A 15,037-nucleotide genomic window follows, 5' to 3' on the forward strand; every position below is an offset into this window, starting at 1 on the left:
CTGGAAATGGCAAAACATCATGATTTGGAAAACAAAGAAGTCGGTCTCGTCGATGTCTTAGATGTCGTTCTGGATAAAGGTGTTGCGCTCAAAGGCGATCTGATCATCTCCATTGCCGGCATTGATCTGGTTTACCTGGACCTGAGGCTATTGATTGCATCGGTCGAGACCCTGATTGAACAGGACAGAGAAACAGCGGAAAAATTGTCATCCAAAGAATTAGATCGCGAGAAGGAGGAGTTGGACCGTGTCATCTCTTAACTTGAGTCAGACTGGCGGAACGTTGGAACAACTGGATCAACGTCCGGAAAAAAGCGGGAAGATCGAACTGGATCCAGAAGGTGCGGAAGAAGGCCTTGCCCAATTAGTGCTGACCGTGATTGAGCTATTAAGGCAGCTGGTCGAACGCCAGGCACTGCGCCGCGTCGATGGCGGAAATTTAACAGAAGAAGAGATCGAGCAGTTGGGCGTCGCATTGATGAACCTGGATGTGAAAATGGATGAACTGAAAGAAGTATTTAACCTGGTTGACGACGATTTGAACATCGATCTCGGACCATTGGGTAATTTGCTTTAAATGAGAGGAGACTAGATCTGAAATGGCTATCAACAACACACAGCAACCGCAAGCTCCACAGAACACATCGAGTAATTTGGTCGATGTGCTGGAAACAGTTTTGGATAAAGGGGTCGTCATCGCCGGGGACATTCGCGTCGGGATCGCCGATGTGGAATTGCTGTCGATCAAAATCAGGCTCATTGTTGCGTCTGTTGATAAGGCAAAAGAAATCGGCATGGACTGGTGGGAAACTGATCCATATCTGAATTCCAAAGCTGCTGAACAGGAACAGAACCAGCTGAAAGAGGAAAATAAAGAACTGCAAAAACGACTGGAAAAACTGGAAGGAAAACTGACAGAAGAAAGCCGGATTTAATTTGACTGCATCAGATTAGTGAAGGTCTTTTAAAGAGCCGGATTTTCTAAAAAAGGAGGCAAATCATGGCAGATAAAGCGAAAGTTAAGAAAAAGACAAAAGGATCCCCAATTGCCAGAACAGCAGCTGGTGGCATGGCGGGTGCAGCGGTCGGCTACCTGTCTTCCCCGAATAACAGGAAAAAAATTGTAGCCAAAGTTGGCAAAGAGCAACTGAAATCCCAAGGTGCCAAGCTGGGTACTATCACGAAGGAAAAACTGGGCAATGTGAAGGATTCCAGCAAGGATAAATCAAACAATGCGATGCAAAAATTGAAGTCGTCTACCTCAAATTTACTGAAAAGAAATCAGGACGACGAGCATGAAGATCAGGAAGAAGAGCAGGAAGAGCCGGTTAATGCGCAGGAAGATGATGAGGCTCCGGAAGAACCGGAATACAGTGGTTACGAGGAAGTAAAAGAAGAAAACGACATGCTGCATGATCGATTGAATAGCCTGGAAGAAAAAATGGAAAAACTAATCGATATGCAAGGAGTAAGTGACGCGGCCTCCACTAAAGAGGAAGATACCGACGAAGATGCCGATGAAGAAACGGAAGAAGACAGCAAAGAAGATACCGACGAGGAAACGGAAGAAGAGAACAGTAAAGAAGATGCCGACGAAGACACCAATGATGAAAACGATGAAGAAGCGGCAGATGATGAAGAAAAAGAAAAAGCCGAAGAAGGAAAAGCCGAAAAGAAAGCAGAGAAACCAAAAAAAGCGAAAACTGCACAGAAAAAATCCGGCAAAGCAACACAAAAAGCAAAGCCAAAGAAAAAGAAATCCGAGGATAAAGAAGAAACGGATGAAGAGGAAACCGGACTAACAAGCAATGACGATACATCCGCATAAATCGGATGGCTAAAGGAGTGAATGATCATGAGCGAAAAAGACAATGTACTCGCATCCTTTGTCAAAGCAGCGAACAACTATGACTTTGAGCTGGATATCTCCCTGCTTGTAAATGGATCGATTGTGACAGGGACACTGGTTTCCGCACAGGAATATTTCCAGGGTTTAAGCGAATCGTTTTCTGACGGCAATGAGGTTGCCCAAGAGCTGGCAAACCAATTTGAGCAGGCAAGCGAGTCGGCTGACTCCTCTGGTGAAGCGCAATATGTGCACATGAAAGAGACAAAGGTCTATTGTGGGGGCAACAAGCCGACACCAACCAAAGGAGAGATTCTCTGGAGAGGAAAGCTGGGCGAAGTGGACAGTTTCTTCTTGGGGAAAATATCCGAGCCGAAACCCACTAACAGCAGCAGCAAAAAATCATAAGAAAAGGTCAGGCAGCCGGAGACCCCGGAGCCTGACTTTTCGCGTGTTATTGTGCCATGTAATTTTCCGTATAATACGGTTGCGATTCCTCATTAAAAGCAATCCCCACCGCAAGTGCCTCAAATCCTTCATGAAGCTTATTTTCCCGGTGGCCGAGCGAGTTCATCAACCCTTCATGGGCAAAAATGCTGCTTGGCTGTCCTGCGGCAAGATTTTCCCCCGCCAGGCGGAAGACAATATCATCTTCCTCCATGCGGTCAAACGGTGACTCTCCGTCCGGATTCGTATGGCTGAAGTAATTGTTTTCCGCCATATCGATGCTGTGATCCTCGGCAGTTTGCTGCAAATTTTCCTGCCAGGTTAAAGGAGCAAGCCCGTGCACGACCCGTGCGGCATTGGTCAGGTCAAATAACTGGTAGGCAAACCCTTCATTTAGTTCAGCACTTGGCTGGGCGAAATATTTTTCCTTCTCCTGCTCCATTTCTTCGGTCACAATCTGAATGGCCGTAACCGTATTATTTTCATGCTCATCATAAAAAATGGTGACATAATTATTGTTGATGGAGTAAGTGTCATATTCTCCCTCACTGTTAATCTGGTAGCGGACAAACCCTTTGCGGATGGCCTCAAGCGGCTCCTCATTGACGGCGGTCTGAACTTCCTCCCTTTTGCTTTCCATGCTGATTCCCGCTTGAGAAGATAGCAAATCCTGATTCGTATATAACCCTGCGACTCTATTCTGCTCATCATAGGCAGCCATGAAAAAATTCTGGTAGTTCTCATGATAGGCGACCCACTCGATTCCATATTCATTCAGCGTGCTCCGCTGCGGTTCGCCAGCCTGTTCTTCCACTGTAGTGCGCTCGTCGCCGATTTCTATATTGTGAATGGAAAACGACTGCTCGGATGGTTCCTGTAAGTCCGGCTGTTCTGCCGTTTCTTGGGGAGGATCGGGGTCCTCCTGTCCCGTGAGAAACTGGTCACTTAAATAGTCGAACCCCTGCCCGATCGTATCGGCAATCTGGCGCACTTGGGGATTTTCACTGATTGTCTCTATATCACTGCTGATATGCTCGGTCACGCCCTGCACACCGGAATGCTGCAGTGTGTCGCCGTAAAAATGCCAAAATACTAAAGCGGCAGCCGCCAGCACCAGCAGATTTCTTATTTTCGCCATACGTTTACACCCTCATTTGTAGGTCTTATTCTTATTTTACCAACTGGGTCAAGTATGGACAATTTTTAGGGGAGATAGCCGGTTTTCGAGGGCCAATGTGGCGGGGGCCTAAGTTCTCTACTGCAAAATTAACGGGATCCGCGTTCGAAATGTTGTAGAGCGGCGTTCTCACGTGCAAAAGTAGCCGGCTGAGCGGTTGAAATGCATTAGAGAGTCGTTCTCTCGTGCAAAAGTAGCAGGCTGAGTGGTTGAAATGCATTAGAGAGTCGTTCTCAACGTCAAAAGAGGCAGGGCGAGCGCCTGAAATGATGGAGAGAATCCCTCTAAAGATCAAAAACCCCCGTTTGAACTGGAGAAATGATACATAGAACGATGCTAAAGATCAAAAACCCCCATTCGAACAGGAGAAAAGATACATAGAACAGTTCTAAAGAGATTAAGTCCATATAATTGTGTAAAAAGAAAATAGAAAAAGGGCCAAATTAATTCCTATGATACAATGTTTAACAACCACGAAAAACAAGGAGGAATTAATATGACCCAATTACAGTTTAACCTAGATATGGACTTTTTAAAAGAGTCTATAATGAATTCGAACATTGATGATGTGGTTAAATCAACGGTTGTTTTAGTCTTGAATGAGTATATGAAAAAAGAACGTGATGAGTATTTAAAGGCGGATGCTTATGAACGATCAGAAGAACGCCGAGATCAACGAAATGGTTACTATGATCGGGATTATATGATGAATATAGGAAAGATCTCGTTACGTGTACCTCGAACCCGCAACGGGGAATTTTCCCCAACGGTGTTTGAAAAATATCGACGTTGTGACCAGGCGTTTGCTTTATCGATGCTGGAAATGGTCGTCAATGGTGTGTCCACCCGGAAGGTAAAAAATGTGGTGGAACAATTGTGTGGAGAATATATTTCGAAGTCCTTTGTATCCTCTCTCACCAAAAAACTGGATCCCATGGTGAAAGAGTGGGCAAACCGCCCATTAAACACCGAATACTATCGGTATGTGTACGTGGATGCGATGTATATCAAAGTTCGTGAGCACCATAAAGTTGTGTCGAAGGCGGTTTATATCGCTACTGGGCTGAACGAAGGGAATAAACGAGAGGTGCTTGGCTTAAAAGTAAGTCATGAGGAGAGCTATGAAGCCTGGCAAGCATTTTTAGGTGAGCTAATAGAACGAGGGTTACAATCACCAAAACTCGTTATTTCCGATGCTCATTCCGGACTAAAAAAGGCCATTCCGAAGGTGTTTATCGGAACGTCCTGGCAGCGTTGTACGGTTCATTTTAAAAAGAATCTTTTCGACCAGCTGCCAAATAAGGGCATGAACGATGTAAAAGAAGAAATAAAACGAATTTTTGATGTGGAAACACCGGAAGAAGCGAGGAAACGAAAAGAAGCATTTATCAGTCGTCACCAGGATCATGCGAAGCTGGGAAAAGTAATGGATAACCTGGAAGATGGTTTTGATGATGCCATTCAGTATCTAAATGAACCAGTAGAATACCAAAAATATATTCGCAGCACGAACTCCCTTGAACGGCTGAATCAAGAGGTAAGGCGAAGAGAAAGAGTCATCCGCATATTCCCTCATACGCAATCAGCTTTTCGTTTAATTGCGGCGGTATTAATGGATTATGAAGAAGAAGAACAAAAGAAAAGGCCTATTTTCCAGAGAGACTAGCAGGGTCTGATTGCGCGCGAAAATTTGATTTGGAAGGAAGGGGGTACCCCCTTCCTTCCAAATCAAATTCAAATTCAACTAAATACTACAGAGTGGCTGTTAACTTGTATTTGGGATTTTACACAATAATAGGGACTTGACTTCTAAAGATCAAAAACCCCCGTTCGAGCAGGAGAAAAGATACATAGAACAGTTCTAAAGATCAAAAACCCCCGTTCGAACAGGAGAAAAGATACATAGAACAGTTCTAAAGATCAAAAACCCCCGTTCGAACAGGAGAAAAGATACATAGAACAGTTCTAAAGATCAAAAACCCCCATTCGAACAGGATAAATGATACATAGAACGATGCTAAAGATCATTTTTCCTTACTCAGGCGCGGGAAAAGATTCATAGAGACGTTCTACTGGACAAAACAGCTCGCCGGAGTCTCCGAAATGTCCAGTAGGCGTCCTCTACTGGACAAAACAACCCGCCTGAAAGCCCAAAGTGTCCAGTAGCCCGCCACCTCTACTTGACAATTTCCCCATTTTCTTCAACAAGTGCCAATCTCAACCCTAAAGCATGAACAACTTTTTTCAGCGTATCAAGCTTTGGGGCAACACCTTCCCTTTCCAGTCTGGCAATAGTTGATTGATTTAGATTCGTAAGCTTGGCTAAATCCCACTGGGTTAGTTCCATTTGCTTGCGGCGGGCGATTAAAACAGCAATCAATTCCAATTCCTCGATTTCATTCTCATCCAGCACATTCACCGTCTCTTTGTACGCTGACCATTTCATTTCTTTTCCCCCTGCCAAAGAATTTTTTATAATTTGATAATATCGCATTTAAAAGCAGCGAGTCAACTGCACGAAGCCACTCTCTCGTTGAACGAAACAGCAAACCAGTTAACCCCAAACCTCATATTATGGTAAAATTTAAAATACAAAGAGACATCGCACACTTGGAGGGAAGACTATGGGAATCGGGATGCGCACCGCGATTGAGCTGCCGGTTTTAAAAACGGCAAACATGCTGACGACAGATGAGCTGCTCGCAAAACGGCAGGTCGAGTGGGTCAGTGTGATTGAGACACCGGTAGAGAATTTTGTGAAGCAGAATGAGTTTGTCCTGAGTACTGGGATCGGCTGTGGTCAGGATCCGCAGAAACTAATAGAATATGTAAGCGATGTCATTGAGTCAGGTGCCTCGGCGATTGGATTTGCGATGGGGAGGTACATCTTTCAGGTGCCCGACACCATAGTCGACGTATGCGAACAAAACGAAGTGGTCCTGCTGGAGATCCCCTGGGAAATTCGTTTTGGGGATATTATGGAAGCGATTCTGCAGGAGATTTCTGAGACAGAGCAGGATAAGCAAAAACAGATGGAGCAAGTCAGGCAGAATTTAATCAATTGCGTGCTTGATGGCGAGGGGCTTTCCGAGATTCTGGCGATTGTCTATGAAAATACTCACGTCCCCGTAGCGGTCAGTGATGTGATGAAGACAACGAGGGCGAAACAGCGTTTTCCCGAAGAAATGATCGACATTCTAAATGGAAAAACAGCCGGATTTCACCAGGCCGTTCCCATGGAGCGCTCCTCGTATCTGGAGCATCATTATCCAATTGAAAAATATGAATTCACAGATGGAGAGTGCTTTCAGCTGACTATTCTGTCCAATCATAAGAAACAGGGCTACCTCCTATTCCAGAACGACACCGGCCGGCCGTTTACCAAACGTGAGCTGAGCATATTAGAGCATGCGGTGACCGCGTGTGCCCTTTATTTTGTAAAAGAAAATGCGATCGAAATGACGGAAATCAGGCTAAAGGATCAGTTTTTACTAGATCTGGCCAAGAGCAAAAAAACGATCGATCAAGGCCTCTTGAGCAGAGGGGATTTACTGGGGTATGACTTGAGGAAGCCCTACGTTTGCCTTGTTGGTGAGATCGGCTTCCATAAGCAAGCGGATGATGTCATTACGTCAAGTACCGGTCAAATTGAAGCCCTTTCTATGCATAGCCGTAATTACTATGTGCAGACAGAAGTACAGCATGCTGCCGATCAAATTAATCGCCAACGGATGATCACGTTTGACGGAGACCGGGTGATTATTTTTCTGGAAGCGGCACATGATTCTTTTCAAGAAACAACCCATCAATTCCTTGATCTCGTTGAGCGGCGGCTGCAGGAGTTGCTGGAAGGGATCACCATCAGCTGGGGTGTCTCGCTGAACGGAGACGGGATGCAAGTTTTTTACGATAGCTGCCAGGAAGCAGAGGTGGCATTAACGATCGGCCAAAAGCAGGGAGAACCCGGCACAAGAACCTTTTTCGCTGATACGAAAATGAACCGCCTGCTGATGGCACTTTCCAAAGAAGATGAAGCAGAAGAGATTGTCTCAAGCACGATCCAGGATTTGATAAACTATGATGAGAAGCGCGAGGCCCATCTCCTGCATACATTTATGATGTATAAAAAGCATCATAACAATGTCAGCCAGACGGCACGGGCAATGAATCTGCATCGTCAGTCCCTCTTGCACCGGCTCCGAAACATTGAGCGGCTGTCGAGATTATCGGTACTGGATGCGGAAGATTCGTTTCTTCTTGAACTGAGCATCCGATTATGGACACTGAAAAACGGGAAAACTCCTTGATAAGAGGGGTTTTTTTATATGCCTTGGTTTCTAAATGATTTTTGTTTTGCAAAAGTATTTAAGCCCACATAAGCAGCCCGGATACACGTAGACTCCTGGGGGAGGATAGGCATCGGTGAGACCCCGAAGTGCGACAGCACGAGGAGGCTCACCAGCCGTCCCCGGAAAGCGAAGTGTATCCGGGCTGCGGAGCAAATAGGAACAATTTATGCTTAAACATTCAAAAAAAGTGTAAGACACCACTCCACTAAAGTTCATACATTTTATACATTACGTAAATTCAAATGATTCCATACAATAGAATCAGGGGGACAGAAGGAAAGATGTCAAGGGAGGGAAACGTTATGATGCTACCGTTTGATATGCTGGAATATCACGAGCGGCTGCAAAAGACAAAGGAAAAAATGCAAGAAGAAGGGGTGGATGTTCTGCTGATCACGAACCCGGCCAATATGTATTACTTGTCGGGGTATAATGCCTGGTCCTTTTACGTTCACCAAATGCTGGCAGTGATCATTGATGAACCCCAGCCGTTATGGATAGGGAGAGCGATGGACGCCAACGGAGCGAAGGCCTCCACCTGGATATATGATGAGCATGTGATTTCCTATCCGGATATTTATATTCATTCTGAGACGCATCACCCAATGGACTTCTTTGGGAAAATCATCGATGAAATCGGCCATGGAAACCGGCGGATCGGGGTAGAGATGGAGCAGTTTTTCTTTACCGCTCAAGGCTATGAACGGCTAAAAAAGGCACTGCCAAATGCCAAATTCCGTGACGCCTCACTACTTGTGAATAACATTCGCATGATAAAGTCCGACCAGGAAATTGAATACATGCGCCGGGCCGGCCTCATCGTGGATCAAGCCATGAGTCGAACTGTGGACAAAATCCGTCCGGGCGTAAGGGAAAATGAAGCGGCGGCGGAACTGTATTTTCACCTGGTAAACGGGACAGCGGATTATGGCGGGGATTACCCTTCGATTGTGCCGATGATCCCAACAGGCGAGCACACGTCGATGCCGCATTTAACCTGGTCAGAGCAGACCTTCCAGGAAGGGGCGCCGGCGATTATCGAGACAGCGGGCTGTCACAAACGCTACCATGTCCCAATGGCACGAACACTTTCACTCGGCAAACCGAGCGAGCGGCTGCAGTATATTTCTTCGGTGGCGACAGAAGGAATGGAAAAAGTGCTGGAAACGATCAAGCCAGGAGCCACGTGTCATGATCTGGCCGTAACTTGGGAAACGCATTTAAAACGATATAGCCTGGAAAAAGATTCGCGGCTCGGCTATTCCACCGGCATCAGCTACCCGCCGGACTGGGGCGAGCATACGGCAAGCATTCGCACCGGGGATAGGACGATACTTCAGCCAAACATGACGTTTCATTTCATCCCGGCCCTGTGGTTTGATTCCGACGGCGTGGAAGTCAGTACCACATTCCGCGTTACCGAGACAGGGCATGACCTGTTTACCAACTATCCGAGGGAACTGATTGTCAAAGATACATCAGGAAGAAATGATTTTCAAATCGGCTAAAACGAAAAGGAAAGGATGATTACAATGGGAAAAATAAACATGGCAACAAAAGCAATCTGGTCAGGGGAGAGCGACTATCTGGCCTTTGGAGCAACCCAGGTGCCGGTGGTACACAGCGTTTCCTTCGGTTATGATGATCTGGATGAATGGTTTGAGGTAGCGACCGGGAAACGCGAGGGGCATATCTATGGCCGGAACACCAACCCGACCGTGAAGGCATTTGAAGAAAAAATTCGCGAGCTGGAAGGCGCAGAGGCTGCGACATCGTTTTCTACTGGGATGGCGGCAATCAGCAATACGCTCTACACGTTTCTGCATCCAGGTGACCGGGTAGTGTCAATTAAGGATACCTATGGCGGGACGAACAAGATTTTCAGCGAGTTTTTACCGAAAATGAACGTCGATGTTGAGCTTTGTGAGACAGGCGATCATGAAGCGGTGGAACGGGAAGTGGCAAAAGGCTGCAAGGTGCTTTACCTGGAAACACCGACAAATCCGACCGTGAAAATTACCGATATTGAGCGGATGGTGGAAGCTGGGAAAGCCCAGGGAGCACTGGTGATCGTTGATAATACGTTTGCTACACCGATCAATCAAAACCCCCTGGCTTTTGGCGCAGATCTGGTCATCCACAGTGCAACGAAATTTCTCGGCGGGCATGCTGACGCACTGGGCGGTTCGCTATGCGGCAGCGAGGAGCTGGTCGAGGAAGTGTATCACTACCGGGAAATCAATGGGGCTTCCCTTGATCCGATGGCGGCATACCTGCTGCTGCGTGGGATGAAAACTTTGAAACTGCGGATCGATCAGCAAAATAAAAACGCCCAGGAAATTGCCGAATATCTGCTGACGGTTGACGCGGTCGAGGACGTATTTTATCCGGGTCTGAAAACGCATGCAAACCATGATATTGCTTCCCGGCAAATGCGCGGATTTGGCGGCATGTTGAGCTTTTCCCTGAAAGGCGGAATGGATGCAGTAAGGGATTTCTTGCCAAAACTGCAATATGCCAACCGTGCGGCCAATCTGGGAGCGGTGGAAACGATCGTCGGACCCGCCCGGACGACAAGCCATGTGGAATGCACTCCGGAAGAACGAGCGGCACTTGGTATTCCGGAAGGGCTGATCCGTTATTCGGCTGGGATTGAAGACGTGGAAGATTTAAAAAGCGATCTGCAGCAGGCGTTTGCCGGGTTGAAAGAACCGATGGAGCTGCGGAGATAACAAAGGTGAAGGGGGCGGCTGTCCCCTTTACGTCTGGCGTAAATATAGACAAAGGAGGGGACTCAAGGATGACCAATATTGCAATGATCGGCTTTGGAGGAGTCGGGCAGGCATTTGCGGAAATTATTGCGGAACGGAACGCGAAGCTGCAGGCAGATTATGGGATGGAGTCCAACATTGTTGCGGTTGCCGACCTGCACAAGGGCTCGGTTTATGACAAAAATGGCCTGGATATTGAGGTGCTGCTTGACTGTGTCCAGCGCGACGGTACCGTGGAAACCTATCCTGACGGTGCGGATGTGGTAAAGGGCTTATCCAGCCTGGAGACGATTGAAACCACGAGTGCCGATGTGATTATGGAAGTAACCTTTACAGATGTCACAACCGGAGAGCCCGCGATGACGCACTGCAAGCGGGCGTTTGCCAGCAAAAAAAGCGTGATTACCACCAATAAAGGGCCGGTCGCCCTGGCTTACAGGGAACTGACGGAATTGGCCGAAGCACATGGGGTATTTTTCGGCTTTGAAGGAACGGTCATGAGCGGAACCCCGGCACTTCGGATGCCGAAAGAAACGCTTGCCGGAAACGAAATCACGGAAATCAGCGGGATTTTAAACGGGACGACGAATTATATTTTAACGGAAATGGAAAAAGGCACATCCTACGAGGACGCATTGGCCGCGGCCAAGGAGAATGGCTATGCGGAAGCCGATCCGACCAATGATGTGGAAGGGTATGACGTGCGGTATAAAGTGGCGATTTTAGCAAGCTGTCTGATGGGCGTGCCGCTTGATTCGGCGGACATTGCTTGTGAAGGGATCAGCGGTTTGACGGCAGATGATGTTCAGGCGGCACTTGACCAGCAGGAAAAACTGCGTCTGATCGGCAAGGTGAAAAGACAGCCGGATGGATCGGTTAAGACAAGTGTTCAGCCGGAGCGACTAAAGGCAGATCACCCGCTTGCCGGTGTCAGCGGCGCCACCAACGCGATTCTTTATAAGTGCGATTTGCTTGGACCTGTCATGCTCACCGGAGCCGGCGCCGGACGGAAGGAAACCGGATTTTCCCTGCTGATTGATTATATTCATTATCAGAAACACCAGAGCAGACAATTGGCTTAAAGGAGGGGTCAGATGAATACGAAACTGGAGACGCAAAAAGGCAAGATGTTCCTGGCAGGACGCTGGGTATCAAGAGAGGAAACGATTGATGTACGGAATCCGCAAAACGGAGAAAAAATCGCCTCTGTCGCCAAAGCTTCCCGGGAAGACATGCGCTATGCGATTGAGCTGGGACAGGAGACATTTGATTCCCTGGGAAAATGGCCGGTGCATCAGCGGATTGCAGTTCTGAAGCGTGTCAGTCAGCTGCTTTTGGAAAATCAGGAGGACTTTGCCCGAACCATTGCATTGGAAGGCAGCAAAACCATCAATGAAGCTCGCGGTGAAGCAAAGCGTGCCGCGCAAACGTTGGAAATTGCCGCAGAGGAAGCTCGGCGCATCCAGGGGGAGACGATTAATTTTGACCAAAACGAAGGCAGTGAAAACCGGATCGGCTATTACTATTATTCGCCGGTTGGCGTTGTCGGAGCCATCACACCATTCAATGACCCGCTAAATCTGGTTGCCCATAAGGTCGGCCCAGCAATCGCAGCAGGAAATGCGATTGTCATCAAACCCGCCTCAAGCACGCCATTAAGTGCGTTGAAGTTAGCTCAAATTTTTTCAGAAGCCGGACTTCCAGATGGCATGCTGTCTGTTATCACCGGTTCCGGCGGGGAAGTTGGTGATGAGCTCGTCAGCCATCCGTACGTTAAGGCCGTTTCTTTCACAGGCGGAACAGATACAGGCAAGGAAATTAAAGAGAAAACAGGGACCAAACAAGTCAGCATGGAGCTCGGCTCAAATTCCCCTGTCATCGTTCTTGCAGATGCCGACTTGGAGGATGCGGTGGACAGCTCTGTGGATGGCGCATTTGCCGCAGCAGGGCAAAACTGTATCGGCGTGCAGCGGGTCTATGTGGAAGAAGCGATTTATGCGGATTATGTGGAAAAGTTCACTGCTGCCACTAACCGGCTGACTACCGGGGATAAACTCTCCGAAGATACGGACATGGGGCCGCTTATCACGGAGGGTGAGGCGAAGCGTGTGGAAGGCCTGATTGAAGAGGCAGTGTCGCTAGGGGCAGAGATTGCTACTGGCGGTAAAAGGAATGGTGCGTTTGTCGAGCCGACGGTGCTGGTAAACGTCTCTCCGGAAGCAACGATCGCCAAAGAGGAGATTTTTGGACCTGTCGTCATGCTGGAAAGTGTTCCTGATTTGAAAGCCGCTGTCAAACGAGCCAATGATGTAGATTACGGCCTGCATGCAGGAATTTTCACGAACAATTTGAACAACGCCCATTATGCCATTGAGCATTTGAATGTCGGCGGCGTCATGGTCAATGACAGCAGTGATTACCGCATTGATGCCATGCCATTTGGCGGCACCAAGCAATCCGGCATCGGCCGGGAAGGTGTGAAGTTTGCGATTGAATTAATGACGGAGAAGAAAGTGGTTAATTTTAAATTGAACGCTCCTTTTTAATCGCGAGGGGGAGAACCAAGTAGTTTCGTTTTGGAGAAAAAATGAAATTGCATGAGAAAATGAGCATTGAATTGCAAAGCAATTCAATGCTCATTGTTCTATCAACATTCATTCACGTATGAGCGGACGATGCAGGATAAACGGCCCGTAAACTGCTCCCCCTACCAGCGTCCGATTCCCACAAATAAAGCTAATGCTAAGATGGTGATATTCAGCCACATCGATTGATATTCTTTTCTTTTAATATGAATCCCAGCAGCTGGAATCATGATGAAGGCGAGTGCAAAAGCTGCAACAGGTGTTAATATAGGGACAATCCCTGTTGCATAAGGTATAATCAAACCAATCCCACCAAGCAATTCAGATATCCCGTTAAATCTTACCAAGCCCTTGGGAACATCCTCAATCCATGACAAATTAGCTTTCGCCTTGTCATAAGCAAAAGCTTTCAATGAACCTAGCATTATAAATAACAAGGCTAATGCTATTTGAACGATCCATAAAGCAATATTCATTTCTCTATCTCTCCTTTTTCAGTTTAAAATGTGCGTAAAAAATAAGCCTGATAAACAAGCTGAGTTAGTAAAGTATTTAAAAAATAAACGCCAGGCCTAAGTGTTACAGAACTGCCAACCTGAGTTTGTATAACTCCTTTGTAAAATGAATTAATATACTATACCTTATATTACAAGATTAAAACATCACTCAACTGAGTTTAGTAAACACCCCTCCCATTCTGGCAGCATACCTGTTTTTCATGTATAATACGGGCAAAGATAGCTATGCAACAGGGGAGAATACAAGATGAAAAAATTAATGGTACTGGGAGTGATCCTTGCCAGTTTGCTGCTTAGCGGATGCATGAGCCAGGCGTCTGCCCGTGTCGTGGAGGATATTTACAGTGCGGCACTGACAGGGGACGAGGAATATATCGAATATGTTTTTGCAGAAAATTATCCGGACATAGAGCAGAATATGAATGATCTCATCGATACACTTGTCAGCCATACGCAAGAGAGCCAGGGTCTTGCCAATATGGGGTTACGGGAACTAAGGCACGGTCAGTTGAACGAGGAAAAAATTGCCGAGCTCAATCAGAAATATGATGAAAATTGGATACTCGTTGTTGGCCGGGTCGGTGATAATCAGGTTGCACTATGGACGATGCAGACTGATGGCTACTATTATGTTGCTGATTTCCAGGTGCTTTCCAGCACCGATTATAATCAGGAGTTTCTGGGGAGTTGAGCCGGATTTTTCCCATTTGCGGGCAAACATGGGATAATGGAATTAAGCGAAAGGGGAATCTGTGATGAAATGCAAAATTAACCGCAATGCAGCGAAGGAACTGAAAAAGATGCTGGATACCGAAGAAGCAGAAGGCAAAATGATCCGCGTCTACACGACTGTGGACCATGGGGATCACGCACATTATGATGTGAAACTGGACACTCCAACCGAGAATGATGAAATTGTTAAAACGGATAAAGATATTGATGTGCTGTTAGATAAAACGGACCGATTTCTTGATGGGGTGTGGATTAAGTACTTTTATGTAGACAACCGAGGATTTGAGATTACCAACTCGCATATTGGCGGGCATCATCATCATTAAGCATATATTGCCAGGCTCTTGTTACAGGGGTCTGGTTTTTTGATGTATTACTTAGTGCATTCATCTAAAATAAATTCAATGGTTATTTTACTGTTCATTATAAATATCATCCTCTTCATTATCCCACCAAGCATAATTTTCACTTAGTAAAATAGCATCTTGCTTTCGGTGAATAGTTTTTAAACCCCGCAACACATGCAGTTCGAACAACATATCGTCATGAGGAAATTACCTTATCAAAGACTTTTCGACTACCTTTGAATCAATCTTATCTGCCAAAGATTGA

Annotated in this window: 16 protein-coding genes; 13 read left to right on the forward strand and 3 right to left on the reverse strand. The window is 46.7% G+C overall.

What is annotated here, in order from left to right:
* Positions 1–6: 6 nt before the first annotated feature.
* From gvpJ to gvpU, 5 genes are all read left to right on the forward strand, one after another.
* Positions 7–261, forward strand: a complete 255-nt coding sequence (gvpJ, locus tag CEG13_RS02970; RefSeq protein WP_100010266.1) for a gas vesicle protein GvpJ — start codon at positions 7–9, stop codon at positions 259–261.
* Positions 262–292: 31 nt separating this feature from the next.
* Positions 293–577 (forward strand): gas vesicle protein K, encoded by a 285-nt coding sequence (locus CEG13_RS02975; RefSeq protein WP_100010560.1) that lies wholly within the window; start codon positions 293–295, stop codon positions 575–577.
* Between the two features lie 22 nt (positions 578–599).
* Positions 600–935: a gas vesicle protein GvpJ gene (locus CEG13_RS02980; RefSeq protein WP_100010267.1), complete on the forward strand. Its 336-nt coding sequence runs from the start codon at positions 600–602 to the stop codon at positions 933–935.
* Between the two features lie 65 nt (positions 936–1,000).
* Entirely contained in the window at positions 1,001–1,828 is an 828-nt protein-coding gene (gene gvpT / locus CEG13_RS02985) for a GvpT/GvpP family gas vesicle accessory protein (RefSeq protein ID WP_100010268.1), read from the forward strand.
* A gap of 27 nt (positions 1,829–1,855) precedes the next feature.
* Positions 1,856–2,254: a gas vesicle accessory protein GvpU gene (gene gvpU, locus CEG13_RS02990; RefSeq protein WP_100010269.1), complete on the forward strand. Its 399-nt coding sequence runs from the start codon at positions 1,856–1,858 to the stop codon at positions 2,252–2,254.
* A gap of 46 nt (positions 2,255–2,300) precedes the next feature.
* Here the strand turns inward: gvpU and CEG13_RS02995 are convergent, their stop codons facing one another.
* A complete protein-coding gene (locus CEG13_RS02995) occupies positions 2,301–3,431 on the reverse strand; it encodes a CAP domain-containing protein (protein WP_100010270.1) in 1,131 nt (376 codons plus the stop codon).
* A gap of 535 nt (positions 3,432–3,966) precedes the next feature.
* On the opposite strand from CEG13_RS02995, the gene CEG13_RS03000 reads away from it, so the two are divergent.
* Complete coding sequence (locus CEG13_RS03000; RefSeq protein ID WP_100010271.1) at positions 3,967–5,136, forward strand: IS256 family transposase; 1,170 nt, start codon at positions 3,967–3,969, stop codon at positions 5,134–5,136.
* Positions 5,137–5,646: 510 nt separating this feature from the next.
* Here CEG13_RS03000 and CEG13_RS03005 read toward each other — a convergent pair.
* Positions 5,647–5,916, reverse strand: coding sequence for a helix-turn-helix domain-containing protein (locus tag CEG13_RS03005; RefSeq protein WP_100010272.1), 270 nt, complete (start codon positions 5,914–5,916; stop codon positions 5,647–5,649).
* Between the two features lie 178 nt (positions 5,917–6,094).
* Between CEG13_RS03005 and CEG13_RS03010 the strand changes: the two genes are divergently transcribed.
* From CEG13_RS03010 to CEG13_RS03030, 5 genes are all read left to right on the forward strand, one after another.
* Entirely contained in the window at positions 6,095–7,777 is a 1,683-nt protein-coding gene (locus CEG13_RS03010) for a PucR family transcriptional regulator (RefSeq protein WP_100010273.1), read from the forward strand.
* A 347-nt stretch (positions 7,778–8,124) separates the two neighbouring features.
* The gene (locus CEG13_RS03015; protein WP_192869515.1) at positions 8,125–9,327 is read left to right on the forward strand and encodes a M24 family metallopeptidase; all 1,203 of its coding nucleotides are present in this window, start codon (positions 8,125–8,127) and stop codon (positions 9,325–9,327) included.
* Positions 9,328–9,351: 24 nt separating this feature from the next.
* Positions 9,352–10,551, forward strand: a complete 1,200-nt coding sequence (locus CEG13_RS03020; protein ID WP_100010275.1) for a cystathionine gamma-synthase family protein — start codon at positions 9,352–9,354, stop codon at positions 10,549–10,551.
* A 68-nt stretch (positions 10,552–10,619) separates the two neighbouring features.
* Positions 10,620–11,672: a homoserine dehydrogenase gene (locus CEG13_RS03025; RefSeq protein WP_100010276.1), complete on the forward strand. Its 1,053-nt coding sequence runs from the start codon at positions 10,620–10,622 to the stop codon at positions 11,670–11,672.
* A 12-nt stretch (positions 11,673–11,684) separates the two neighbouring features.
* Entirely contained in the window at positions 11,685–13,136 is a 1,452-nt protein-coding gene (locus CEG13_RS03030; protein ID WP_100010277.1) for an aldehyde dehydrogenase family protein, read from the forward strand.
* Between the two features lie 161 nt (positions 13,137–13,297).
* Here CEG13_RS03030 and CEG13_RS03035 read toward each other — a convergent pair whose 3' ends face one another.
* Positions 13,298–13,651, reverse strand: a complete 354-nt coding sequence (locus CEG13_RS03035; RefSeq protein WP_100010278.1) for a DoxX family protein — start codon at positions 13,649–13,651, stop codon at positions 13,298–13,300.
* Between the two features lie 289 nt (positions 13,652–13,940).
* Between CEG13_RS03035 and CEG13_RS03040 the strand changes: the two genes are divergently transcribed.
* Both CEG13_RS03040 and CEG13_RS03045 read left to right on the forward strand, forming a co-directional pair.
* Positions 13,941–14,384, forward strand: coding sequence for a hypothetical protein (locus CEG13_RS03040; RefSeq protein ID WP_100010279.1), 444 nt, complete (start codon positions 13,941–13,943; stop codon positions 14,382–14,384).
* Between the two features lie 64 nt (positions 14,385–14,448).
* Positions 14,449–14,751 carry a heme biosynthesis protein HemY gene (locus tag CEG13_RS03045; protein ID WP_100010280.1) on the forward strand — a complete coding sequence of 101 codons (303 nt, stop codon included), beginning with the start codon at positions 14,449–14,451 and terminating at the stop codon, positions 14,749–14,751.
* The last annotated feature ends 286 nt before the right edge of the window (positions 14,752–15,037 follow it).

The organism is Lentibacillus sediminis, assembly GCF_002763455.1.
Lineage (GTDB): Bacteria > Bacillota > Bacilli > Bacillales > Amphibacillaceae > Lentibacillus_D > Lentibacillus_D sediminis_A.

Excerpts from the sequence above, each read along its gene's own strand:
- CEG13_RS03015 (WP_192869515.1), top strand. The coding sequence starts at position 8,125 with ATGCTACCGTTTGATATGCTGGAATATCACGAGCGGCTGCAAAAGACA.
- CEG13_RS03040 (WP_100010279.1), top strand. The coding sequence starts at position 13,941 with ATGAAAAAATTAATGGTACTGGGAGTGATCCTTGCCAGTTTGCTGCTT.
- CEG13_RS03010 (WP_100010273.1), top strand. The coding sequence starts at position 6,095 with ATGGGAATCGGGATGCGCACCGCGATTGAGCTGCCGGTTTTAAAAACG.
- gvpT (WP_100010268.1), top strand. The coding sequence starts at position 1,001 with ATGGCAGATAAAGCGAAAGTTAAGAAAAAGACAAAAGGATCCCCAATT.
- CEG13_RS03005 (WP_100010272.1), bottom strand. The coding sequence starts at position 5,916 with ATGAAATGGTCAGCGTACAAAGAGACGGTGAATGTGCTGGATGAGAAT.
- gvpU (WP_100010269.1), top strand. The coding sequence starts at position 1,856 with ATGAGCGAAAAAGACAATGTACTCGCATCCTTTGTCAAAGCAGCGAAC.
- CEG13_RS02995 (WP_100010270.1), bottom strand. The coding sequence starts at position 3,431 with ATGGCGAAAATAAGAAATCTGCTGGTGCTGGCGGCTGCCGCTTTAGTA.
- CEG13_RS03035 (WP_100010278.1), bottom strand. The coding sequence starts at position 13,651 with ATGAATATTGCTTTATGGATCGTTCAAATAGCATTAGCCTTGTTATTT.
- CEG13_RS03045 (WP_100010280.1), top strand. The coding sequence starts at position 14,449 with ATGAAATGCAAAATTAACCGCAATGCAGCGAAGGAACTGAAAAAGATG.
- CEG13_RS03000 (WP_100010271.1), top strand. The coding sequence starts at position 3,967 with ATGACCCAATTACAGTTTAACCTAGATATGGACTTTTTAAAAGAGTCT.
- CEG13_RS03025 (WP_100010276.1), top strand. The coding sequence starts at position 10,620 with ATGACCAATATTGCAATGATCGGCTTTGGAGGAGTCGGGCAGGCATTT.
- CEG13_RS02980 (WP_100010267.1), top strand. The coding sequence starts at position 600 with ATGGCTATCAACAACACACAGCAACCGCAAGCTCCACAGAACACATCG.
- CEG13_RS03020 (WP_100010275.1), top strand. The coding sequence starts at position 9,352 with ATGGGAAAAATAAACATGGCAACAAAAGCAATCTGGTCAGGGGAGAGC.
- gvpJ (WP_100010266.1), top strand. The coding sequence starts at position 7 with ATGGCAAAACATCATGATTTGGAAAACAAAGAAGTCGGTCTCGTCGAT.
- CEG13_RS03030 (WP_100010277.1), top strand. The coding sequence starts at position 11,685 with ATGAATACGAAACTGGAGACGCAAAAAGGCAAGATGTTCCTGGCAGGA.